The organism is Streptomyces sp. NPDC055254 (genome assembly GCF_053606025.1).
Map to the genome: position 1 here is coordinate 130,593 of NZ_JBSGQV010000012.1, position 22,753 is coordinate 153,345.

Annotated in this window: 21 protein-coding genes and 1 riboswitch; of the genes, 10 read left to right on the forward strand and 11 right to left on the reverse strand. The window is 73.0% G+C overall.

Annotation, left to right across the window (positions count from 1 at the left end):
* Positions 1–262: 262 nt before the first annotated feature.
* From ACWFQ8_RS15290 to thrC, 3 genes are all read right to left on the reverse strand, one after another.
* Positions 263–469 carry a cold-shock protein gene (locus tag ACWFQ8_RS15290; RefSeq protein WP_030009783.1) on the reverse strand — a complete coding sequence of 69 codons (207 nt, stop codon included), beginning with the start codon at positions 467–469 and terminating at the stop codon, positions 263–265.
* 441 nt (positions 470–910) lie between these two features.
* On the reverse strand, positions 911–1,186 hold the full coding sequence (locus ACWFQ8_RS15295; RefSeq protein WP_384540488.1) for a MoaD/ThiS family protein: 276 nt from the start codon (positions 1,184–1,186) through the stop codon (positions 911–913).
* 35 nt (positions 1,187–1,221) lie between these two features.
* Positions 1,222–2,526 carry a threonine synthase gene (gene thrC, locus ACWFQ8_RS15300; protein ID WP_453786693.1) on the reverse strand — a complete coding sequence of 435 codons (1,305 nt, stop codon included), beginning with the start codon at positions 2,524–2,526 and terminating at the stop codon, positions 1,222–1,224.
* 17 nt (positions 2,527–2,543) lie between these two features.
* A riboswitch (SAM riboswitch) is annotated at positions 2,544–2,698 on the reverse strand.
* 184 nt (positions 2,699–2,882) lie between these two features.
* On the opposite strand from thrC, the gene ACWFQ8_RS15305 reads away from it, so the two are divergent.
* Positions 2,883–3,833 (forward strand): glucosyl-3-phosphoglycerate synthase, encoded by a 951-nt coding sequence (locus ACWFQ8_RS15305; protein ID WP_453786694.1) that lies wholly within the window; start codon positions 2,883–2,885, stop codon positions 3,831–3,833.
* Between the two features lie 95 nt (positions 3,834–3,928).
* Positions 3,929–5,401, forward strand: coding sequence for an alpha,alpha-trehalose-phosphate synthase (UDP-forming) (locus tag ACWFQ8_RS15310; protein WP_453786695.1), 1,473 nt, complete (start codon positions 3,929–3,931; stop codon positions 5,399–5,401).
* Positions 5,402–5,977: 576 nt separating this feature from the next.
* Here ACWFQ8_RS15310 and otsB read toward each other — a convergent pair.
* From otsB to ACWFQ8_RS15325, 3 genes are all read right to left on the reverse strand, one after another.
* A complete protein-coding gene (gene otsB, locus ACWFQ8_RS15315; RefSeq protein WP_453786696.1) occupies positions 5,978–6,826 on the reverse strand; it encodes a trehalose-phosphatase in 849 nt (282 codons plus the stop codon).
* Positions 6,827–6,888: 62 nt separating this feature from the next.
* Positions 6,889–7,125, reverse strand: a complete 237-nt coding sequence (locus ACWFQ8_RS15320; RefSeq protein ID WP_453786697.1) for a DUF3263 domain-containing protein — start codon at positions 7,123–7,125, stop codon at positions 6,889–6,891.
* Between the two features lie 207 nt (positions 7,126–7,332).
* Complete coding sequence (locus tag ACWFQ8_RS15325; protein ID WP_453786698.1) at positions 7,333–8,634, reverse strand: extracellular solute-binding protein; 1,302 nt, start codon at positions 8,632–8,634, stop codon at positions 7,333–7,335.
* Between the two features lie 209 nt (positions 8,635–8,843).
* Between ACWFQ8_RS15325 and ACWFQ8_RS15330 the strand changes: the two genes are divergently transcribed.
* The 3 genes from ACWFQ8_RS15330 to ACWFQ8_RS15340 all read left to right on the forward strand — a co-directional run bounded on the left by ACWFQ8_RS15330 (position 8,844) and on the right by ACWFQ8_RS15340 (position 11,968).
* On the forward strand, positions 8,844–9,776 hold the full coding sequence (locus ACWFQ8_RS15330; protein ID WP_453786731.1) for an ROK family protein: 933 nt from the start codon (positions 8,844–8,846) through the stop codon (positions 9,774–9,776).
* Entirely contained in the window at positions 9,776–10,927 is a 1,152-nt protein-coding gene (gene nagA, locus ACWFQ8_RS15335) for an N-acetylglucosamine-6-phosphate deacetylase (protein WP_453786699.1), read from the forward strand. The genes ACWFQ8_RS15330 and nagA overlap by 1 nt, the downstream gene beginning before the upstream one ends.
* Before the next feature lie 123 nt (positions 10,928–11,050).
* Positions 11,051–11,968: a 1-phosphofructokinase family hexose kinase gene (locus tag ACWFQ8_RS15340; protein ID WP_453786700.1), complete on the forward strand. Its 918-nt coding sequence runs from the start codon at positions 11,051–11,053 to the stop codon at positions 11,966–11,968.
* Between the two features lie 4 nt (positions 11,969–11,972).
* On the opposite strand, the gene ACWFQ8_RS15345 is transcribed toward ACWFQ8_RS15340, so the two are convergent.
* Together ACWFQ8_RS15345 and cdgB are read right to left on the reverse strand one after the other, a co-directional pair.
* Complete coding sequence (locus ACWFQ8_RS15345) at positions 11,973–13,019, reverse strand: CBM35 domain-containing protein (RefSeq protein WP_453786701.1); 1,047 nt, start codon at positions 13,017–13,019, stop codon at positions 11,973–11,975.
* 68 nt (positions 13,020–13,087) lie between these two features.
* Positions 13,088–14,809, reverse strand: a complete 1,722-nt coding sequence (gene cdgB, locus ACWFQ8_RS15350) for a diguanylate cyclase CdgB (RefSeq protein WP_453786702.1) — start codon at positions 14,807–14,809, stop codon at positions 13,088–13,090.
* A gap of 339 nt (positions 14,810–15,148) precedes the next feature.
* Here cdgB and ACWFQ8_RS15355 point away from each other — a divergent pair, with 339 nt between their 5' ends.
* Positions 15,149–15,712: a flavin reductase family protein gene (locus ACWFQ8_RS15355; RefSeq protein WP_453786732.1), complete on the forward strand. Its 564-nt coding sequence runs from the start codon at positions 15,149–15,151 to the stop codon at positions 15,710–15,712.
* A gap of 85 nt (positions 15,713–15,797) precedes the next feature.
* Here ACWFQ8_RS15355 and arfB read toward each other — a convergent pair whose 3' ends face one another.
* Positions 15,798–16,223: an alternative ribosome rescue aminoacyl-tRNA hydrolase ArfB gene (gene arfB, locus ACWFQ8_RS15360; protein WP_453786703.1), complete on the reverse strand. Its 426-nt coding sequence runs from the start codon at positions 16,221–16,223 to the stop codon at positions 15,798–15,800.
* A 143-nt stretch (positions 16,224–16,366) separates the two neighbouring features.
* Between arfB and ACWFQ8_RS15365 the strand changes: the two genes are divergently transcribed.
* Together ACWFQ8_RS15365 and ACWFQ8_RS15370 are read left to right on the forward strand one after the other, a co-directional pair.
* Positions 16,367–16,942 (forward strand): TerD family protein, encoded by a 576-nt coding sequence (locus tag ACWFQ8_RS15365; protein ID WP_033223609.1) that lies wholly within the window; start codon positions 16,367–16,369, stop codon positions 16,940–16,942.
* Positions 16,943–17,030: 88 nt separating this feature from the next.
* Positions 17,031–17,576, forward strand: a complete 546-nt coding sequence (locus tag ACWFQ8_RS15370; RefSeq protein WP_453786704.1) for an N-acetyltransferase family protein — start codon at positions 17,031–17,033, stop codon at positions 17,574–17,576.
* 20 nt (positions 17,577–17,596) lie between these two features.
* On the opposite strand, the gene ACWFQ8_RS15375 is transcribed toward ACWFQ8_RS15370, so the two are convergent.
* Together ACWFQ8_RS15375 and ACWFQ8_RS15380 are read right to left on the reverse strand one after the other, a co-directional pair.
* On the reverse strand, positions 17,597–19,012 hold the full coding sequence (locus ACWFQ8_RS15375) for a M1 family metallopeptidase (RefSeq protein ID WP_453786705.1): 1,416 nt from the start codon (positions 19,010–19,012) through the stop codon (positions 17,597–17,599).
* A gap of 95 nt (positions 19,013–19,107) precedes the next feature.
* Entirely contained in the window at positions 19,108–19,665 is a 558-nt protein-coding gene (locus ACWFQ8_RS15380; protein ID WP_453786706.1) for a GlcG/HbpS family heme-binding protein, read from the reverse strand.
* A gap of 1,111 nt (positions 19,666–20,776) precedes the next feature.
* Between ACWFQ8_RS15380 and ACWFQ8_RS15385 the strand changes: the two genes are divergently transcribed.
* Complete coding sequence (locus ACWFQ8_RS15385) at positions 20,777–22,132, forward strand: histidine kinase (protein ID WP_453786707.1); 1,356 nt, start codon at positions 20,777–20,779, stop codon at positions 22,130–22,132.
* Positions 22,129–22,749: a response regulator gene (locus ACWFQ8_RS15390; protein ID WP_453786708.1), complete on the forward strand. Its 621-nt coding sequence runs from the start codon at positions 22,129–22,131 to the stop codon at positions 22,747–22,749. Before ACWFQ8_RS15385 ends, ACWFQ8_RS15390 begins: the two co-directional genes overlap by 4 nt.
* The last annotated feature ends 4 nt before the right edge of the window (positions 22,750–22,753 follow it).

The following is a 22,753-nucleotide window of genomic DNA, read 5'->3' on the forward strand; positions in this document are numbered from 1 at the left end:
CCGGACCCTGCGGGCCTCACCGGCCCGGTCCTCGTTTTGGTAGCACTCTCGACAGGAGAGTGCTAACGCCAATGATTAGCACTCGACCCCTCCGAGTGCAAGCGGCTTCGGGCAATGGCCGGGTGAACGTCGGCCCCCGCACGGGCCCAGAACGGGCCGCACACGGCCCCCCGCACGGGCCGCGACGCGCGAGGGGCCCACATCCCGTGTCCGGGATGTGGGCCCCTCGTCGTGCACGCGTGGGCGGTCGATCGCGCCAGGACTAGCCGAGTGCGAGCTTGACCATGTCCGCCTGCGGACCCTTCTGGCCCTGCGAGATCTCGAACTCGACCCGCTGACCCTCTTCAAGGGTGCGGTACCCGTCCATCTGGATGGCGCTGTAGTGGACGAACACATCCGCACCACCGTCGACCGCGATGAAGCCGTAGCCCTTCTCCGCGTTGAACCACTTGACGGTGCCCTGAGCCATGCCTAACTCCCCTATTACTGGCCCTTGCGCAGGAACGCACTTCGCGATCCCGGGTCAGAACTTGCGTCGGAACGCGTCGACCGAGGCTGAATGTATCTGCGCGGGTGCTGTCTGCAACAGGTCAATCCGACGAGAATTCAGGACACCCGGATACATTGAAATAGAGTGAAAATTTGGCATCTTCCTGGGCAACTCGGGCTCGACATATCTCGCCAAAGCCCCATACCGCACTCGCACATTGACCCGATGTCGACCCTCACGCGACCCGTACATATGCGGCGGGCAAGTCCAGCGGAGGGGACTTCCCCAACTCTACCGCGCCCAACCAAACAGAATTACCCCCTCCACTTGTTGACGGAGGGGGTAATAAAGGATTCGCGTGGCGTCCGGGACACCGGCCTCAGGGGCCGGACCCGTCCGGTCCCGTCCGGACGGGACCGGTCAGCCGCCCGCGACGGCGGGGATGATCGAGACGCCGGCGCCGTCCGGCGTCTTCGCCTCCAGCCCGCCCTCGAAGCGCACGTCGTCGTCGTTGACGTAGACGTTCACGAAGCGGCGCAGCTTGCCCTGGTCGTCCAGGACGCGCGCGGCGATGCCCGGGTGGCTCTGCTCCAGGGACTGGATGACCTCCGCCAGCGTGGCGCCCTCGGCGGGGACCTCGGCCCGGCCGCCGGTGTAGGTGCGCAGGATGGTGGGGATGCGGACGTTGACGCTCATGGTGCTACTGCCTTTCCGGTGTGCGGGAGTGGTCGTCAGGCCAGGCCGGCGGCGCGGAAGGCGTCCAGGCTCGGGCGGATGGTGGCGCTCTGCCCGCTGTCGGCGGCCACCGCCTCCAGGGTCTTGAGGCCGTCGCCGGTGTTCAGGACGACCGTCGTCAGCGTCGGGTCGAGCTGCCCGTTCTCGATGAGCTTCTTCGTCACGCCGACGGTCACGCCACCCGCGGTCTCGGCGAAGATGCCCTCGGTCTGGGCGAGGATCTTGATGGCCTCGACGACCTGCTCGTCGTTGACGTCCTCGACGAAGCCACCGGTCCGGCGCGCGATGTCCAGCACGTACGGGCCGTCCGCCGGGTTGCCGATGGCCAGCGACTTGGCGATGGTGTTCGGCTTCTGCGGGCGGACCACGTCGTGACCGGCCTTGAAGGCGGTCGATACCGGGGAGCAGCCCTCGGCCTGGGCACCGAAGATCTTGTACGGCTTGTCCTCGACGAGGCCGAGCTTGATCAGCTCCTGCAGACCCTTGTCGATCTTCGTCAGCTGCGAGCCGGACGCGATCGGGATGACGATCTGGTCGGGCAGCTGCCAGCCGAGCTGCTCGCAGATCTCGTACGCCAGGGTCTTGGAGCCCTCGCCGTAGTAGGGGCGCAGGTTGACGTTGACGAAGCCCCAGCCCTCGCCCAGCGGGTCGCCGATGAGCTCGGAGCAGAAGCGGTTGACGTCGTCGTAGTTGCCCTCGATACCGACCAGGTCGCCGCCGTACACACCGGCCATGACGACCTTGCCCTGCTCCAGGTCGTGCGGGATGAACACGCAGGACCGGAAGCCGGCGCGGGCGGCGGCCGCGCCGACGGCGCCGGCCAGGTTGCCCGTGGAGGAGCAGGACAGGGTGGTGAAGCCGAAGGCGCGGGCGGCCTCGACGGCGATGGCCACGACGCGGTCCTTGAAGGAGTGCGTCGGGTTGCCGGAGTCGTCCTTGACGTAGAGCTTGCCGGTGACGCCGAGCTCCTTGGCCAGGTTGGCCGCGTCCACCAGCTTGGTGAAGCCGGGGTTCAGGCTCGGCTTGGAGGCCACGTCCGCGGGGACGGGCAGCAGCGGCGCGTAACGCCAGATGTTGTTGGGTCCGGCCTCGATCGCCGCGCGCAGCGCCTCGGCGTCTTCGGGTGAACCAGTACCGGTCGGGAACTCGTAGGCGACTTCCAGCGGTCCGAAGCACTCGGCGCACGCGAAGACGGGACCGAGCGCGAAACGGGTACCGCATTCGCGACAGGAAAGGCCGGTGGCGGGTCCGAGGTCGACAGAAACCAGGTCGGCAGAGGTGGCGACAGTCTGTGCAGCCATGATGGCGAGGCCCTTTCTCCTCATCTTCCCCATGGCGCACTTCGCCATGAGACGGAATTGGCACCTTCCCTAGCCGGGGACCTCGCTGGCGTGCGTGACGCAATCGCGAGAACCGACTGGAGGGTTGCCGGGGCTTCAACGGGCCGTGTCCCTCTGCCCCTCTGGATGAGCGGTATGGCACCGGGCTGCGCGCTCTGTGGCGCTCCCGGGCGTTTGTGCGCGAGGACCCCCGACATGCGGCGGTGCTTCGCGTTGTTCAAGACTGTAACCGAAGGTCCGGGTGGTTGAGACAGCCGTCCGAACCGCGAGATGGATCATATTTCACCCCAAAGGGATCGACGCAGGGAGTGCTGAGAGTGCTGGAAGAGGTGGAGCGCTGGCTGGCCGACCGCTCCTGGTCCGCCGCCGACCGACCGCTCGACCAGCTGCTCGACCGGAAACGGGCGGCCGGCACGACGGTCAGCGTGGTGCTGCCCGCGCTCGACGAGGAGGCGACGGTCGGCGCCATCGTCGAGGTCATCCGGCGCGATCTGATCGAGGGCCTGCCGGTGCCGCTGGTGGACGAGCTGGTCGTGATCGACTCGGGCTCCGAGGACCGCACGGCGGAGGTCGCGGCGAAGGCCGGCGCCCGGGTCGTGCACCGCGACGCGCTCCTCCCGAGGATCCCCCCACTGCCCGGCAAGGGCGAGGTGCTGTGGCGCTCGCTGCTGGCCACCACCGGGGACGTGGTCTGCTTCGTCGACGCCGATCTGCGGGACTTCTCGGCCTCGTTCGTCTCCGGGATCGTGGGACCGCTGCTGACCGACCCCGGTGTGCAGTTCGTCAAGGCGATGTACGACCGCCCGCTGGGCGACGCCCCGGGCCAGGGCGGCCGGGTGACCGAGCTGGTGGCCCGCCCGCTGCTGAACCTGCACTGGCCGCGGCTGGCCGGCTTCGTGCAGCCGCTGGGCGGCGAGTACGCGGTGCGGCGCTCGCTGCTGGAGCGGCTGCCGTTCCCCGTCGGGTACGGGGTCGAGCTCGGCCTGCTGGTGGACGCGCTGCACACGGTCGGGCTGGACGCGCTGGCCCAGGTGGACGTGGGCGTACGGGTCCACCGCCATCAGGACGGGCAGGCGCTGGGCCGGATGGCCGCCGCGATCTACCGCACGGCGCAGTTGCGGCTCTCGCGCGGGCACCTCGTACGGCCGGAGCTGACGCAGTTCGAGCGGGGACCGGACGGGTTCGTTGCGCGGACGTACGCGGTGGACACAGAGGAGCGGCCGCCGATGCGGGAGATCCCGGAGTACGCCGTGCGCCGCGTGGCCTGAACCGGCTCCCTCGGCGCCCGGCGCGAGCCGGTCCGGGCCCCCGGCCGGCTCCGTCCACACGTTTGAGCGAGGGCGGTCGGGGCTAGGTTGGCGGCATGGCTTCTCAGGTACTCGTCGCAGCCAACCGCGGCCCGCTCTCCTACGCCCTCGCCCCCGACGGCACGCTCACCGCCCGGCGCGGCGGGGGCGGGCTCGTCTCGGGGCTCTCCGCCGCGCTCGCGGAGCAACCAGGCGCCCTGTGGATCTGCGCGGCCCTGTCGGAGGCGGACCGGGAGGCGGTTCGGCGGGGCGTCGCGGAGCCGGGTGTCCGGATGCTGGACATCGATCCCACGGTGTACGACGACGCCTACAACGGCATCGCGAACTCGGTGCTCTGGTTCACCCACCACCACCTGTACGACGTCCCGCGCGAGCCGGTCTTCGACGCGGAGTTCCGGCGCCGCTGGGACTCGTACGTGGCGTACAACCGGGCCTTCGCCGAGGCCCTCGCCGAGGAGGCGGCGCCGGGCGCGGCCGTCCTCGTGCAGGACTACCACCTGGCGCTGGCCCCGGGCGAGCTGCGCGCACTGCGGCCGGACCTGCGGATCGGGCACTTCACGCACACTCCGTGGGCGTCCCCGGAGTTCATGGGCATGCTGCCGGACGACATCCGGGAGCAACTGCTGTGGGGCATGCTCGGGGCGGACCGGCTCGGCTTCCACACCGAGCGGTGGGGCGTCAACTTCATCACGGGCGCGAGCACGGACTCCCCTACCGGCGTCGCGACGGGCAGCTTCGCCCACGGCGGCAACCCGACCTCGGTGACGCACCGCAGGATGCGCGCGGACGGCAGCGGGCTGGGGCCGGTGCGGGAGACGGCCGTGGAGGCGTACCCGCTCGGCGTCGACGCGGAGGAGCTGCGCGCGCTGGCGCACCGTCCGGAGGTGGACGAGAAGCTGGCGGAGCTTCGGGCGGAGGTCGCGGGCCGAAAGACCATCGTCCGGGTGGACCGGACGGAGCTGTCCAAGAACATCCTGCGCGGGCTGCTGGCGTACCGGGAACTGCTGACGACGCACCCCGAGTGGCGGGGCCGGGTCGTGCACCTGGCGTCGGCGTACCCCTCGCGGCAGGACTTGAAGGTCTACCGGGACTACACGGACGCGGTGGCCACGCTGGCGGCGGAGATCAACGCGGAGTTCGGCACGGAGGACTGGCAGCCGGTGCTGGTGTCGGTCAAGGACGACTTCGCGCGGTCGCTGGCGGCGTACCGGATGGCGGACGTGGCGCTGGTGAACCCGGTGCGGGACGGCATGAACCTGGTGGCGAAGGAGATCCCGGTGGTGTCGGAGGAGGGGTGCGTGCTGGTGCTGTCGACGGGGGCGGGGGCGTACGAGGAGCTCCGCGAGGACGCGCTGACGGTGAGCCCGTACGACGTGACGGAGACGGCCGAGGCGTTGCACGCGGCGCTGGCGATGCCGGAGGGGGAGCGGGCGGAGCGCACGAAGCGCCTCGCGGCCGCCGCGACGGCGCTCCCGCCGGCCCGCTGGTTCACGTCCCAACTGTCGGCCCTCCCCCCCGCGAAGCCCTGACCGCCCCCCTACGGCGCTCCGCCCCGACCCCCCACGCCTCCCCTCCCGAGGCCCCGCCTCCAACCCCACGGCTCCCCTCCCGGGGCCCCGCCCCCAACCCCACGGCGCTCCGCGCCCGCGCCTCAAACGCCGGCGGGGCTGGAATTGCCCTCCGGGCAATCCAGCCCTCGCCAGGCAGAGGACACCAGCCCCATCCACCCTCGCCGGCGCTTGGAGCGCGAAATCCGAAGCGGAGCGAATCCAGCCTCGCCGGCGTTTGAGGCGCGGGGTACGGGGCGGAGCGAATCCAGCCCCGCCGGCGATTGAGGCGCGGGGTCCGGGGCGGAGCCCCGATCCTTGAGCCGCGCAGAGAACCGGCCCGGCCGAACCAGCCCCGCCGGCGATTGAGGCGCGAGGCCCGAGGCCGAGCGAATCCAGCCTCGCCGGCGCTTGAGGCGCGGGGTCCGGGGCGGAGCCCGGGGGGATTGGCCTCGGCCCCCGCCCGGGGCATGTTCCGCCCGCCGGTGCCGCGGTTCTCGCACCGCGGCAGCCGCAGCCGGCACCGGGCCCGGCCGGCGGCCGAACCGCACGGCAGGGTCAGCCGCGGACGGCCGCCGCCAGCGTGGACAGGAAGGCGACGACCTCGGCCGGGCCGGGGAGGACCAGGTCCGCGCGGGAGGCGAGCTCCGGGACCTCCGCCGAGCCACTGCACACCAGCACGCCCGGCAACCCGTCCGTCCGCCGCTTCTCGACCGCCGCGAACGCCGCCAGGTCCCCCAGGTCGTCCCCCGCGTACAGCACGGCCTCCGCGCCCGTCTCCGCCAGGAACTCCGTCAGCGCGACGCCCTTGTCCACGCCCGGCGGCCTCAGCTCCAGCACGGCCCGGCCCGGTTCGACCATCAGCCCGTGCCGCGCGGCCAGCTCCGCGAGGGGCTCCCGCAGCGCCGCGAAGGCCGCCTCGGGGTCCTCGGCCCGCCGGGTGTGCACGGCCAGGGCGCGGCCCTTCTCCTCGATCCACGTGCCCCGCCAGGCCCCGATCGCGTCGAGGAACCCCGGCAGCTCCGCCCGGACCGCCGCCACCCCGGGGTGCTCGGCGGGGGCGTGGACGATGCCGGTGACGGCGTCCCAGCGTTCGGCACCGTAGTGACCGAGGACGACCAGGTGTTCGAGTCCCGGGACGCCGGCGAAGCCGCCGTAGCGGACGGCGACCCCGGCCGGCCGGCCGGTGATCACGGCCACCGAGGCCACCTCGGGGGCCAGCGCCGACAGCGCGGGCACGGCTCCGGGGTGGGCCCGGGCCTGGTCCGGGTCCGGGACGATGTCGGCGAGTGTGCCGTCGAAGTCGAGTGCGACCACGGACCGGCGCGGGGCGCGGAGCAGTGCTTCCAGGCCCTCGCGTCCGGCTGCGGTGACGGGCATCGGCAGGTCGTGCGGACGGCTCCCCATACCGACGACCCTAACGGCCCGGCCCCGTGTCGGCTATGGCGCGGACCACGGGCGCGCGACGATTAACGGCGGGCCCGCTGGGCATCGCGGATGCGCCGGAGGCGGTTGACCGTGCCCGGTGCGTGGGCGAGCGCGCGGGGATCGTCCATGAGCGCGTTGAGCAGCTGGTAGTAGCGGACCGGGGTCATCCCGAGCCCCTCCCGTATGGCCCGCTCCTTGGCCCCTGGCCCGGGCCAGGTACGGCCCTCGTACGCGAGCACCGCGGCCTCCGTGGCCGTCAGCCGCCCTTCGTCCGTCATAAGGCCAGATTAACGCCGCCCACCGACACCCACCCCGCCGACCGAACCCGACGGACGCCGCGCACCCGGCGGACCCGGAGCCGGCGGACGAGCGGCCCGGGACCATTGAGCCCGAAACCGGCGACCCGGAACCGGCAACCCGGTACCGGCGGCCCGGCGGCGGCGGGGGTCTCCCGGCCCGGAACCGGCGGCGCCGCGGCCGTGGGGTCAGCGCGGGTCGGCCGCCCGGGCCGCCGTCGCGATGTCCTCCAGGACCTTCGCCGGCTGCCCGCCCGGCTGCACCGTCGTGCCGATGTCCTGCTTGATGTCCTCGCTGACGCCCGCCCAGGACTCCTTGCCGACGGGGTACAGCCGCGCGTTCGGCAGCGCCGCCAGGAAGGTCTTCAGCTGCGGCGCGGACCCGCCCGTCGCCGACTCCATCGCCCGGTAGCCGCTCGTGGTGACCGGCAGCAGGGCGTACTTGTCGGTGAAGGCCGTCACGTTCTTCGTGTCGTAGAGGTAGTCGAGGAACTTCCCGGACTCCCGGTTGTGCCCGTTCTTGAAGGCCATCACCCAGTCCGCGACGCCCATCGCCGACTGATCGGTGCCGTCGGCGGTGGGCAGGGGCAGCATCCCGACCTTCACGCCCTTGTCCGCGGCCTGCTTGACCAGCGTCGGGTGGCCGTTGAGCATGCCGACCTCGCCGCGCGTGAAGGCGTCGAAGGCGGCCTGCCGGTCCAGCTTCGCCGGCTCGACGGGCCCGGTCAGCCCCTGCCCGACGAGCTTGTCGCGCAGGAACTCCAGCGTCTTGACGTTGGCGGGCGAGTCGATGGAGTACGACTCCTCGTTGTCGGTGTAGCCGCCTCCGCCCGACAGGAGCCACATCATCGTCTCGGCCTGCGCCTCCTCGCGGCCCAGGGGCAGCGCGAAGGGGGTGGGGACGCCCGCGCCCTTGAGCTTCTTGGCGGCCGCTTCGAGGTCCGTCCAGCTCTTGGGCTGCCAGGGGGTCCGGCCGTCCTTGGGCACGACGCCCGCGTCGGCCAGCAGCTTCTCGTTGTAGAAGAGCAGCCGGGTGCTGGCGACGAAGGGCAGCCCGTACTGGACCCGCTTGACCTTGCCGGCGTCCGCGAGCGGCGGCAGGAAGTCGGCCTCCGTCTTGACCGAGAGCAGTTCGTCGGCCCGGTAGAGCTTGCCGGCGGCCGCGTAGTCGGCGTAGGCGCCGATCTGGGCGATGTCGGGGGCCTTGCCGGCCTTGACCATCTCGGCGACCTTGGCGTCCACCTCCGACCACGAGTAGACGCTCACCTCGACGTTGATGCCGGGGTGGTCCTTCTCGAAGCCCTCGGCGAGGTCCTTCCAGTACGACTGCGAGGAGTTCTGCGGATTGTCCCCGTAGTCGGCCGCCACGACCCGCAGGGTCACCTCGTTGTCCCCGGCGAGTCCCCCGACGGCTCCGCAGCCCGTCAGCGTCACTGCGGACAGGCACAGCACGGCGCCGGACGCGGCCAGGCTCAGGTAACGGCCCTTCACAGTTCTCCATCCACCCCTAGTTGTACGTACGATCCACGTAAGGTCTACACCACTTTGACGGCTCGCCGACACCTGGGGGCGCTTCCGGGCGCGGTCCGTGTCCGGACCGTGTCCGACCTGGGTCCCGGATTTGTATGGCAGCTCAACAATCCCTCTCAATGGACTAGACCTTTCCCCGCCGAGCACGCGAGACTATCTCTGTGAAACCCGTGAAACACGTCATCGCCCTCGATGTGGGCGGCACCGGGATGAAGGCCGCCCTGGTCGCCGCCGACGGCACCCTGCTGCACGAGGCGCGCCGCGCCACCGGCCGCGAGCGGGGCGCCGACGCCGTCGTCGAGACGATCCAGGACTTCGCCGCCGAGCTGCTCGACACCGGCACGGAGCGCTTCGGCCGACCCGCCTCGGCCGCCGGCGTCGCCGTCCCCGGCATCGTCGACGCCGAGAACGGGATCGCCGTCTACGCGGCGAACCTGGGCTGGCGCGACGTACCGATGCGCGCCCTGCTCGGCGCCCGCCTCGGCGGAATCCCCGTGGCCCTCGGGCACGACGTGCGCACGGGCGGACTCGCCGAGGGCCGCATCGGCGCCGGGCGGGGCGCGGACCGCTTCCTCTTCGTCCCGCTCGGCACCGGCATCGCCGGCGCCATCGGCATCGCCGGCCGCATCGAAGCCGGCGCGCACGGCTACGCGGGCGAGATCGGGCACATCGTGGTCCGCCCCGGCGGACCCGCCTGCGGCTGCGGTCAGCGCGGCTGCCTGGAGACCCTCGCCTCCGCCTCCGCCGTCAGCCGCGCCTGGGCAGCCGCCTCGGGCGACCCGCTGGCGGACGCCGCCGACTGCGCCAGGGCCGTCGAGTCGGGTGACGCGCGGGCCCGCGAGGTGTGGCTGGCCGCCATCGGCGCCCTCGCCGACGGGCTGGTCACGGCGATCACGCTGCTGGACCCCCGCACGCTGATCATCGGTGGCGGGCTCGCGGAGGCCGGGGAAACCTTGTTCACACCACTACGGACGGCCGTGGAGGAACGCGTGACGTTCCAGCGGCTCCCCCACATCGTTCCGGCGGCCCTCGGGGACACCGCCGGATGCCTGGGCGCGGGTCTGCTCGCCTGGGACCTACTCGCCACGGAGGTACCTGCCTGATGTCCGGAAGCGCGCACAGCACTGTTCTCTCCGGCGCCAGGGTGGTGCTGCCCACCGGGACGGTCGCGAACGGCCGGGTCATCGTCGACGGCGACCGCATCGCCGGCAGTGCCCAGGAGGGCGCGCAGGTCCTGGACCTGACCGGGCACTGGCTCGTCCCCGGCTTCGTGGACATCCACAACCACGGCGGCGGTGGCGCCTCCTTCACCTCCGGCACCGCCGAGCAGGTGCTCAAGGGCGTACGGACCCACCGCGAGCACGGGACGACCACCCTCGTCGCCTCCACCGTCACCGGCGACCTCGACGAACTGGCGCGGCGCGCCGGACTGCTCGCCGAGCTGACCCAGCAGGGCGAGATCGCGGGCATCCACTTCGAGGGCCCCTTCATCAACGCCTGCCGCAAGGGCGCGCACAAGGCGGACCTGCTCCGCGACCCGGACCCGGCCGAGGTCCGCAAGCTGGTCGACGCCGCGCACGGCACCGCCCGCATGTTCACCCTCGCCACCGAGCTGCCGGGCGGCCTGGACTCCGTACGGCTGCTGGCGGAGCTCGGGGTCATCGCGGCCATCGGCCACACGGACTCCACGTACGAGCAGGCGCGCCAGGCCATCGACGCGGGCGCGACCGTGGCCACCCACCTCTACAACGCGATGCCCGGCCTGGAGCACCGCGCCCCCGGCCCCATCGCGGCGCTGCTGGAGGACGAGCGGGTGACCGTCGAGCTCATCAACGACGGCACCCACCTGCACCCGGCGATGCTGGAGCTGGCCTTTCACCATGCCGGCGCGCACCGCGTGGCGCTGATCACCGACGCGATGGACGCGGCCGGCTTCGGCGACGGGACCTACCACCTCGGCCCGCTGGAGGTCGAGGTGAAGCAGGGCGTGGCCCGGCTCGTGGAGGGCGGCTCGATCGCAGGCTCGACGCTGACCCTGGACACCGCCTTCAAGCGCTCGGTCACCCTCGACAAGCTGCCCGTCGAGTCCGTGGTCCAGGCGATCTCCGCCAACCCGGCCAAACTGATCGGCCGGTACGACGAGATCGGCTCGCTGGAGCCCGGCAAGTACGCCGACCTGGTCGTCCTCGACGCCGAGTTCGACGTCAAGGGCGTCATGCGGCGCGGCGAATGGATCGTCAAGCCGGCGCTCTGAGCGCTCCCCTGACCGGTCGACGACTGGCGGCCGAGCGGCTGTACGCGGACGGGCGGTCGGCCCCGGGACTGGGCCCACCGCCCTGCGTTTGGCATGATCCCGGCACAAGACCCGGGAGTGCCCATGATCCTGACCGTGACGCTCAACACCGCGCTCGACGTCACGTACCGCGTGCCGAGGCTGCTTCCGCACACCTCGCACCGGGTCGCCGGCGTCACCGAACGGCCCGGCGGCAAAGGCCTCAACGTGGCCCGCGTACTGGCCGCGCTGGGCCACGAGGTGACGGCGACGGGCTTCGCGGGCGGCCCGGTGGGCGCCCTCGTACGGGAGTCGCTGGAGCGGTACCCGGGAGTGGCCGACGCCCTGGTGCCCTGCGCCGACGGCACCCGCCGCACCCTGGCCGTGGTCGACGCGGCCTCCGGCGACACCACGCAGTTCAACGAGCCCGGCCCGCTGATCACGGCCGCCGAATGGGCGCGGTTCCTCGCCCGCTACGAGGAGCTCGTCCGTACCGCCCGCGCCGTGGCCCTGTGCGGCAGCCTGCCGCCGGGCGTGCCCGTCGGCGCGTACGCGGTGCTCGTACGGGCGGCCCGCGCCGCCGGCGTCCCGGTCCTGCTGGACACCGGCGGCGAGGCGCTGCGCCGCGGGGTCGCCGCCCGCCCCGAGATCATCAAGCCGAACGCCGCCGAGCTGGCCGAGCTCACCGGCTCCCGCGATCCGCTGCCCGCCACCCGCGACGCCCGCCGCCGCGGCGCCCACGCGGTGGTCACCTCGCTGGGACCGGACGGCCTGCTGGCCGCCACGGCCGAGGGCACCTGGCGGGCGGCCCCGCCCCGGGTGCTCGCCGGCAATCCCACCGGCGCCGGGGACTCCGCGGTCGCCGGCCTGCTGTCGGGCCTGGCGGAGGGGCTGGACTGGCCGGACCGGCTCGCCCGGGCGGTGGCCCTCTCGGCGGCCACGGTGCTCGCCCCGGCGGCGGGAGAGTTCGACCCCCGCACCTACGAGGAGGTCCGGGGGTCGGTGAAGGTGACGGCCGGCTAGCCGGTCACTCCTTTTCGAGCCACAGCTGGTCGAGGTTGACCTCGCAGCTGTCGCCGGCCTCGCACGAGATCTTGACCGTGTTGGCGCCCTGCTTGAGCGTCACGATCGAGTAGGTGTTGGTCCAGCCCTTGGACCAGTCGCCCTCGGCGGCCTTGGAGAAGTTCTTCATGTTGATCTGCCGGCTCTGCTTCTCGCCGTTGACGGTCAGCGTCGTGCTCGCGTCCTTGCCGGGCACGCCGTAGGTCATCTTCAGCTTGTACTTGCCGGCCGCCGGGACCTCCAGGCTCCACGTCGCCGCGGCGCCGGGCGTGCTCAGCCCGCCCACGTACTGGCCGCCGGCGCTCTTGGCACCGGGCACCGTGTTCTGCAGCACCGCGCCGCCCGTGAGGGACATGCCGGCGCCCGCGAAGTCCGCCCTGGGCAGCTCGGCCTGGGGCGGCTGCGAGGCGCCGCCGGTCGGCGGGGTCGAGGGGTTCTGCGGGGCCGCCGACTGGTTCGGCTTGCCGTCCGCCTCCTTCCCCTTCTTCTCGTCGTCATCGCCGAAGGTCACGGCGGCACCGATGCCGATCACGACGGCGCCGACCACCGCGACGGCCGCGATCAGCATGCCCCGGCGGCTGGACCCGCCGCCGTGCCCGCCGCCATGGCCCCCGCCGTGACCGCCCAGGTGCGAGACCGTCTGGGTCTGGTGCTGCGGGGGCTGCTGCTGCGGGACGCCGTAGCCGCCCGCCTGGAGCGCCTCCGGGGACTGGTACTGCGCCTGGTAGGCCGAAGGCTGCTGCCCGGGGCCCTGCTGCGGGGGGACGGGGCCGCGCTGGCCGCCGTAGCTCCGCTCACCGACCGTGCGCACCTGGTTGTACGAGGTACGGGGGACGCCGGGCTGCGCGCCGGGCTGACCACCGACCGTCGAGCCGCCGGGGTAGCCGTATCCACCGCCCGAGGGCGGGGTGGCTCCGGCGGCCTGGCCGTCCGCGTAGAGATAGCCGAACGGGTCGTCGTCCTCGGGCTTGTTCGCCCCGTTGTTCGGGCCGTTGTTCGCGGGCGTCGTCATCGCAGGTCACTCCTTTCGACCCCCGGGAGCCTACCCCGAACACGTGCGCCCACGAGCGGCCGATCCGCTCAGCCCGCCCGGCGGTGCGCCTTGGAACGGGACCGCTTCTCGATGTACATCCGCTGGTCGGCGGAGCGCAGCACCTCGTCCGCCGACATCCCGCAACTGGCCCAGCCGATGCCGAAACTCGCTCCCACCCGCACCGCGCGGCCGTCCACCCGGATCGGCGGGATGATCGCGTTGCGCAGCCGCACGGCCAGGTCCGCGGCGTCCGCGGCGCCCAGTCCGTCGGCGAGGACGACGAATTCGTCACCACCTAGCCGAGCGACGGTGTCACCGTCCCTGACGCCGGTCGTCAGCCGCCGGGCCACCTCGATCAGGACGGCGTCGCCCGTGTGGTGCCCGAACCGGTCGTTGATCGACTTGAAGCCGTCGAGGTCGCAGAAGAGCACCGCGAGCCCCTTCGTCCCGTCGTCGACGTCGGTGGCGGGCGCCACGGTGTGCACGTGGTGGTCGTACGGGCCGTCCTGGGCCGGCACCGCCCCGACGGGGAACTCGAAGGGCTCGGGCGTGGGGTAGCGGTCGCTCCCGTCGGGCTGAAAGCCGTGCTCACCGGCACCACCCGCCCCTCTGCGGACCTCGTACGCGTCGTGCCCCTCACGCCCCTCGTAGGCCGCGTCCAAGGCCTCCACGGCGGTGGCCCGCACGGACTGCGGTCTGCGGCACAACCGCGCGCCGAGCCGGGCCCGCAGCTCGGCGCTGTTGGGCAGGCCGGTGAGCGAGTCGTGGCTCGCGCGGTGGGCCAGCTGGAGCTCGTGCCGCTTGCGCTCCTCGATGTCCTCGACGTGCGTGAGCAGGAAGCGGGGCCCGTCGGCGGCGTCGGCGACCACGGAGTTGCGCAGGGAGACCCACACGTAGGTGCCGTCGCGCCGCCCGAGGCGCAGCTCCGCGCGACCGCCCTCGGCCGAGGTGCGCAGCAGGGTGCCGATGTCCTCGGGGTGGACCAGGTCGGAGAAGGAGTAGCGGCGCAGCACCGAGGCGGGCCGGCCCAGCAGCCGGCACAGCGCGTCGTTGGTCCGCAGCAGCCGGCCGTGCTGGTCGCCGCCCATCTCGGCGATGGCCATGCCGCTGGGCGCGTACTCGAAGGCCTGGCGGAACGACTCCTCGCTGGCCCGCAGTGCCTGCTGCTCCCGTTCGAGCCGTACCAGGGCGCGCTGCATGTTGGCGCGGAGCCGGGCATTGCTGATCGCAATCGCCGCCTGGAAGGCGTACATCTGGAGCGCTTCGCGCCCCCAGGCGCCCGGCCGGCGTCCGTTGCGCGGCCTGTCCACCGAAATGACACCGAGGAGTTCGCCGCCGGACGCGTACATCGGCGCGTAGAGCCGGTCCTCCGGATGCCACTCGTCCGCGAACCGCGGATCGGGGCCGTCGGTGTGCCACTGGGGCACGTCGTCCTCCAGCAGGACCCAGCCCTCGGTGTGCGGGATGAAGCGGAGCCCGTCCCAGTTCTCACCCATCGTCAGGCGGCGTTCCCAGGAGGCCCGGGAGCCGACGCGACCGGTGATGAGGGCCTCGGCCGCGGGGTCGCCGGCGAAGGCGGCGACGACCAGATCACCGTCCGGGCGTACGAGGTTGACACAGGCGAGTTCGTAGCCGAGACCCACGACGATGCCGTCCACGACGGTCTGCAGAGTGTCCGCCAGGCTGCGGGCCGTGTTGAGCTCGGCCACCACCCGGTGCAGCTGCCGCAGGGTCGCAAGACGGACGTACGGCTCCGACTCGGTCTCCATTGCTCGCTCTCCCCGAGACCTCGACAGCAACTCCTGGTTTGTCATCGGCGTTTCGTTGCGGTGTCCCGTCCACTGAATCACAGTGAGCTGTGCGGCAGGTACACAGGGTCAACAAATCTTGCCCTCTGTGACTCAAGTCACATGAGATGAATACCGGTGCTCAGCGGGGGGTTACCGGCTGGGAGCGCTCCCCCGCCTTCCCGGGAGCAAACGATACGTCGGGACCTAGGCCGAGGGGCGGGGGCGCGACTCGGACCCGGGCCCGATGTGCGCGCGAAACCGCGAGATTAGCGTGTCGACGTGCCCGAGACGACCCCTGTACCCAGCCGTGTCCCCCGCGTGTCGACCCCCGTGTCCGCCCCGCCCGGGGCGAGACCCCATGCTGAGGGAGTGAGCAACGACGAGTTCCGCGCCGCGATGGCCCGGTTGGCGGCGGGCGTGTGCCTGGTGACCGCGCACGAGGCCCCCCTGACGGTGGACGGCACGCGCGGCGAGGACGTCGGCATGACGGCCACCGCCTTCATGTCCGTCTCCCTGGACCCGGCCCTGGTCCTGGTGAGCCTGCGCGAGGGCTCCCGGATGGACGACCTGCTGGCGGAGCAGCCGCTGTGGGCGGTCTCGGTCCTCGCCGACCACCAGCTCCAGGTCGCGGGCCGGTTCTCGATGAAGGGCCGGATCAGCGACCGGCTGCTCTTCGCGGACCTCCCCCACACGCGCGGCGAGGCCTCGGGCGCGCCGCTGCTGAGCGGGGCGCTGGCCACCCTCGAATGCCGTACGGAGAACCGTGTCGCGGCGGGGGACCACACCCTGGTCGTCGGCCGCGTGCTGACGGCGGGACTGCCCGCGCCCGACTCCTCGCCGCTGACGTACTTCCGGGGGCGCTACCGGCACCTGGGCGCGTAGGGACGGCGGCGGCTCCCGAGGGGGCGGGGCTCCGGCTCCGGCTTCGGCTCCGGCTCCGGCTCCGGCTCCGGCTCCGGCGGGGCGGCTACCAGTCGCGGCCGGTGCGGCCTCGCTTCGTCTCGGCGCGGGCCTTCTTCTCCCGCAGCCGCCGCTCGTTGATCCCGCGCGGGATCTTCGTCGCCCGGCGCGGCTTCGGCGGCGGCGCCGTCGCCTCCGCCAGCAGGGAAGCCAGCCGGACCAGCGCCATCTCCCGGTTGCGCAGCTGCGAGCGGTGCTCGGAGGCCCGTACGGTCACCACCCCGTCCACCAGCCGGCCGGCGAGCCGCTCCAGCGCCCGCGCCCTCCACACCTCGGGCAGCGCCTTCGTCGCCGCCAGGTCGAACAGCAGCTCCACCCGCGAGTCCGAGGTGTTCACGTGCTGGCCGCCCGGCCCGGAGGACCGCGAGAAGCGCCAGGCGAGCTCTCCCTCGGGGAGCACGACCGAACCGCGGATGACATAGGGACCAGGCATGTCCCTATGATCCGTGCCCCGGGGCCGCCCCGTCACCCGTATTTCACGCCGGGAACCCCGCGCCCCTCTCCTCGCGTTATAGGGATCAGCGGTAACTTGGCCACATATCGCGGTCATGAGACGAGGAAGGGACACCAGTCAAAATGGCAGTAAGCCTGTCCAAGGGCGGCAACGTCTCGCTCAGCAAGGAGGCCCCGGGCCTCACTGCCGTCACGGTCGGCCTCGGCTGGGACGTCCGTACGACGACCGGAGTCGACTTCGACCTGGACGCCTCCGCCATCGCGGTCAACCCGACGGGCAAGGTCGTCTCCGACGGTCACTTCGTCTTCTTCAACAACAAGTCCACCCCGGACCAGACCATCGTGCACACCGGTGACAACCGCACCGGCGAGGGCGCGGGCGACGACGAGGCGATCAACGTCAACCTCGCCGGCCTCCCGGCCGACGTGGACAAGATCGTCTTCCCGGTCTCGATCTACGACGCCGAGGCCCGCAGCCAGAACTTCGGCCAGGTCCGCAACGCGTACATCCGCGTCGTGAACCAGGCCGGCGGCGCCGAGATCGCCCGCTACGACCTCTCCGAGGACGCGGCGACCGAGACCGCCATGGTCTTCGGCGAGCTCTACCGCAACGGCGCCGAGTGGAAGTTCCGCGCGGTCGGCCAGGGCTACGCCTCCGGTCTCACCGGCATCGCCCAGGACTTCGGCGTCAACGTCTGAGTCCGCCACGCCCCGAGCGATCGGGGCCGACCCTCGGCAGGCGAAGCCTCCTCCCGTCAGGAGAGGGGGCTTCGCTACCGTTGACCAGGTGATTCTCCAACCGCTCGTTCCCGTCGACGGCGCCCTGCCCGGTCCGGTCCTCACCGAGATCGCCGCGCTCTACGCGACGAACCACGCATTCTTCGAACTGAGCGGCGACTTCCCCGACCCGAACCGCATCACGGTCGAACAGGTCGCGGCCGCCCTCGCCGACGACATCGCTAAGGACGGCGCCGAGGTGCTCCTCGCCCGCTCCGCCGGCCGCCTCGTCGGCCTCGCCGCCACCCTCGCCCACCACCCCGACCCGGCGTCCGACGACCCGGACCCGTGGATCGGGCTGCTGCTCATCGACGCCACCGCACACCGCCAGGGCTACGGGCGCGCCGTCACCGCCCTGGTCGAGGACCGCTTCCGCACCGCTGGGCGAACAGGCGTACGCCTGGCCGTACTCGACAACAACCCGGCCGCGCTCGCGTTCTGGAAGTCCCGGGGCTACGCCCCCGTGCGCAAGGCCGAGGACCGCGAACGGGGCCGCGACCGCACGGTGCTGCGCAAGCCCCTCGACGCCGGACGGCCGCCGCGCGCAGGACTGTAGGAGGGGCGGTCCTCTCCTCCTCACGCGGCGGGCGGGCGGCCCTTCCCGAACAGCCAGACGTCCCAGACCTTCTCCAGGTCGTGCCCGGTGCTCTTCTGCGCGTAGGCGGTGAAGTCGGCGGTGCTGGCGTTCCCGTGCCGGTGCTCGGCGGCCCAGCCCCGCAGCAGCGCGAAGAACTTCTCGTCCCCCACCTCCTGGCGGATCCGGTGCAGGACCATCGCGCCGCGGAAGTACACCGGGTTCCCGGAGATGTGCTCGGGCCCCGGCGGGGCGGCGGGCGGGAAGGCGTCCCAGTCGGAACCGGCCGCCGGCTCCGTCTCCGTGTCGCCCTCCAGGAAGGCGTCGAAGCTCTCCTGCGCGGTGTTCCCGCCGTGGTCCTCGGCCCACAGCCACTCCGCGTAGGTGGCGAAGCCCTCGTTGAGCCACATGTCCTTCCAGGACTCCGGCGACACCGAGTTGCCGAACCACTGGTGGGCCAGCTCGTGCACGACGAGCGATTCCTCGGGCGCGCCGGGGAAGAGCGGGCGCGTCTGTGTCTCCAGGGCGTACTCCAGGGTGCCGCCGGGCAGCACGATCGCACCCGCCGCACCGAAGGGGTACGGGCCGAACCGGCCGCCGCCCCACTCCAGCACCTCCGGCAGCCGGGCGAGCGCGTCCGCGCTCCGCGCCACCTGGTCGGGAGCCACCGCGTGGTAGAGCCGGACCCCGGAAGCGGTCCGCCCGGTCGTCACCTCGTACTTCCCGACGGCGGCGGTGGCCAGGTAGCTCGCCATCGGCTCCGGGGCGTGCCACGCGAACGCGGTGCGTCCGTCGCCCCGTTCGGTGCGGGAACGCAACTCGCCGTTCGACACGGCCTCGTAGCCGTCCGGCACGGTGAGCGTGATGTCGTAGGCGGCCTTGTCGCTGGGGTGGTGGTTGCCGGGGAACCAGGCCATCGACCCGATCGGCTCACCGACGCCCACCGCGCCGTCCGCGTACGTGATCCAGCCCTCCCGGGAGCCGTCCGGATCCTCGAACACCTTCGGTCGGCCGCTGTAGTCGACCTCCGTCCGGAAGACCTCGCCCTTCCTCAGGTCCTCGGCGGGACGGACGGTCAACTCGCTGCCGGTCCGGTTGTAACGGGCCGCGGCGCCCTGCACCGCCACACCGTCGACGTCGAGGCCGCTGAGGTCGAGGTTGAAGGAGCTCAGCCCCTGCTCGGCGCGGGCGGTGATGACGGCCTTGCCGCGCAGCTTCCCGTCGGCGGGGTCGTAGTCGAGGTCGAGCGCGTAGTGGTCGACCTGGTAGCCGCCGTTGCCCGCCTTGGGGAAGTACGGGTCCCGCAGCCCCGACGCCCCCGGCCGCCCCTGCACGGTGCCGCCGGTACACGCCGCCGTGAGGGCGAGCAGGACGGCAACGGCGGGGGCGGCGAGACGGACGAATGCGCGAGGTTCCACACAAAGGATCCTAGGTCGCATCCCGGCGCACCTCGGTGACGCGTCCCGGCCGACTGCCGGCTGCTCGCCCCTTCCTACGGGCCACTCGCTACGCGCTACTTGCTCAGCGCGTCGACGCCGGCCTTGGCGAACTTCTCGTCGAGGTCGCCGCTGGGGGCGCCGGCCACCCCGATGCCCGCGACCGGGGCGCCGTCGGCCTGCACCGGGGCGCCGCCGCCGAGGAAGAGGGTGCCGGGGATGTCCTTCAGGTTCGGGGTCTGCGCGAGCCGGCCGGCGAGCACGGAGGTCGGGGCGTTCCAGGACACCGCGGTGAAGGCCTTGCGCTGCGCCGACTCGTAGGACTGCGGACCCGCGCCGTCGCCGCGGAGGGTGACGACGGTGTTGCCGTTGCGGTCCACGACGGCGACCGACACGCGCTGGTTCTCCTTCGCGGCGGCGTCCAGCGCGGCCTGGGCGGCGCGGGTGGCGGCGTCGACGGTGAGGTGCGTGGTGGTGGTGAAGTCCTTGTCGCCGTCCTTCTTCTTCGCGGCGGCGAGGACCGGCGCGGACTCGGCCCGGGCGGGCGCGGCGGTGGCGCTGACGGCGCCGAAGGTCCCGGCGCCGAGGGCGACGGCGAGGGCGGTACCGGTGAGGACGCGGGTGCGGGTGTTCATCTCTGCTCCTGAGGACGGTGACACGGACGGGTGGTACGGACGGTGGTACGAACGGGTGGTACGCACAGGGGTACGCACGGGTTTCCGCGGGTGGTACGGACGAGTGGCACGCACGGGTTTCCGCGGGTGGCACGGACGTGGCACGCACGGGGTTTACGCGGGGGCACGGACGAGTGGCACGCACGGGGTTTACGCGGGGGTACGGACGGGTGGACGGGGAGCGCGGGTGGCGGTGATCGGACGCTTCCGCCGCTGCTGGGCGGCCCGGCCCCGCCACTGCTCCAACCCTCCCCCCGAACCCCCCGCCGCCCCGTCCCCGTACCGGCTCGCTCCCTGCCCCGCACCGGCTGACCCGGGGGTCATCCGATCGGTCGATGCGCCCCACCCCCACCCCGGCATTGGCTGTCCCCGTCCCCACGCTTCCCGGGCCGGAGCCCATGAGGGCCCGGCCGGGCCGAGCCCGACGTCCGGTGCGCGGCACGGGCCCGGGACAAACCCCCACCACCCAGCCGCCGTCCCCCTCAGCCCCGCCAGCCCCCTGCCAGCCCTCTCCCGGCCCGCCCGGTTCCCCTCCCGACGCCGTCCAGCCCACCTCCCCATGCCGGTCCACCCCCGCCCCAGCCCCACCGACACCCGAGGCACGGGTCCCGGGGCGAAGCCCCACCACCAGCCCCACCGACACCCGAGGCACGGGGTCCGGGGCGGAGCCCCAGCACCAGCCCCGCCCGCGCTTGAGGCGCTGATGCCGGGGCGGAGCCCCACCGACGCCCGAGGCGCGGGGTCCGGGGGCGAAGCCCCAGCACCGAGCCCCGCCGGCGTTTGAGGCGCGGGGTCCGGGGCGGAGCCCCACCGACGTCCGAGGCGCAGGTTCCGGGGCGGCCCCACCACCAGCCCCGCCGGCGTTTGAGGCGCGGGGTCCGGGGCGGAGCCCCGGCAACGGCCCGCACCGGCCCACCGCACCGGAACCCGGCAGGATGGAAACACGCACCACCTCGCCCCAGGAGCCCCCGTGAGCCCCGCCCCACTCCCACAACCCCCGCATCCGCCGCGACCCCCTTTGCCCTCGCGGTCCACCGCCACCGACCCGGACACCCGCGTACTCGCCGCGGTCATGCACACGGCCTTCTTCCTGCTCCTCGGCGCCTCGGTGGCCCGTTTCCTCCTGCGCCACCCCGGCGAGCCCCGTACCCCCTGGGTCATCGCGCTGAGCATCGCCCTGGCCCTGCTGTACGTACTCGGCAACGCCGTCGGCGCCACCCGCCCCGCCGGCCAAGGCACCGGCCCCGCCGCGGCCGCCGCCGTCCACGGCACAGGCCCCGGGGCCCGAGGCCGAGGCGCCCGCCCCGCCGCCGGCCAAGCAACCGGCACCGACTCCCCCGCCGGCCAAGGCCAGGGCACCGGCCCCGCGGGCGCCACCCGCCACCCCGCCGGCCAAGGCCCCGGCCCCGGCCCCGGCCCCGGCGCCGGCCGTCTCCTCTGGCTGGGCCTGATCGTCACCACCTGGGTGGTCCTGGTCGTCCTCGCGCCGAGCTTCGCCTGGTGCGCCGTACCGCTCTTCTACACGGCCCTGCGCACCCTCCCCCCACGCGCCGCCATCGTCCTCGTCGCACTCCTCACCGTCTTCGTCGTCACCGCCCAGCTCCAGCTCTCCGACACCTTCGACCCCAACCTCCTCCTCGCCCCGCCCGCCGTGGCCGCCCTCGCCACCGCCGTCTTCGTCCACATGGAACGCCAGGCCCAGGCCCAGCGCGCCCTCATCGACGACCTCATCCGCACCCGCCGCGAACTGGCCGCCACCGAACGCCGCGAAGGCACCCTCGCCGAGCGCCAGCGGCTGTCGATGGAGATCCACGACACCCTCGCCCAGAACCTGTCCAGCCAGCAGATGCTGCTCCAGGCCGCCGACCGCACCTGGGACACCGACCCCGGCACCGCCCGCGCGCACGTCCGTACCGCCACCGGCATCGCGGCCCGCGGCCTCGCCGAGGCGCGCCGGCTCGTGCACGACCTGGCGCCGTCCGAACTCGCCGACGGCGCCGGGCTCGCCGCCGCCCTGCGCGCACTGGACGCGGGCCCGGACATCGAGGTCCGGTTCCACCTCGAAGGGACCCCGGCCCCGCTCCCGGACCGCGTCCAGTCCGCCCTGCTGCGCATAGCCCAGGGCGCGCTGGCCAACGTCCGGGAGCACTCGGGCGCCGGTACCGCCGCGCTCACCCTCAGTTTCCTGGGGGACCAGGTGGTCCTGGACATCGCCGACGACGGCCACGGCTTCGCCCGGCCCGGCGGCACACCCTCCGCGACCTCCCCCGCCTCCGCCCCCGCCCCCGCCTCCGCCTCCGAACGCGGCCACGGCCTCCCGGCCATGCGCGCCCGCGTACGCCAGCTGGGCGGCACCCTCACCGTCGAGTCCACGCCGGGCGAGGGCACCGTCCTCTCCGCGGCCGTACCCCTGGAGCCCACCCGATGACGACGATCCTGCTCTGTGACGACCACGTGGTGGTCCGCGCCGGACTGCTGGCCCTGCTCGGCAGCGAGCCGGACATCGAGGTACTCGGCGAAGCCGGCAGCGGCGAGGAGGCGGTCGCCCTGGCCACCCGGCTCCGCCCCGACGTGGTCCTCATGGACCTCCAGCTGGGAGAGGGCATCGACGGCGTCGAGGCCACCCGCCGTATCACGGCCCTCCCCCGGCCCCCGCACGTCCTGGTCCTCACCACGTACGACACCGACGCGGACATCACCCGGGCGATCGGCGCGGGGGCGACGGGCTACCTCCTCAAGGCGGAACGCCCGGAAGAGCTCTTCGCCGCCATCCACTCGGCGGCGCAGGGCCGCACCACGCTGTCCCCGCCCGTCGCCAGCCGCGTGATGGCCCACATGCGCGGCACCCGCCCCACCCTCACCGACCGCGAGCTGGACATCCTCGGGCAGCTGGCCCGGGGGCTCGGCAACCGGGACATCGCCCGCGCCCTGTTCATCAGCGAGGCCACGGTCAAGACCCACCTGGGCCGGATCTACGACAAGCTGGGCGTCGACACCCGCGCGGGCGCCGTCTCGGTGGCGAAGGAACAACGCCTCCTCCCCTGAACGG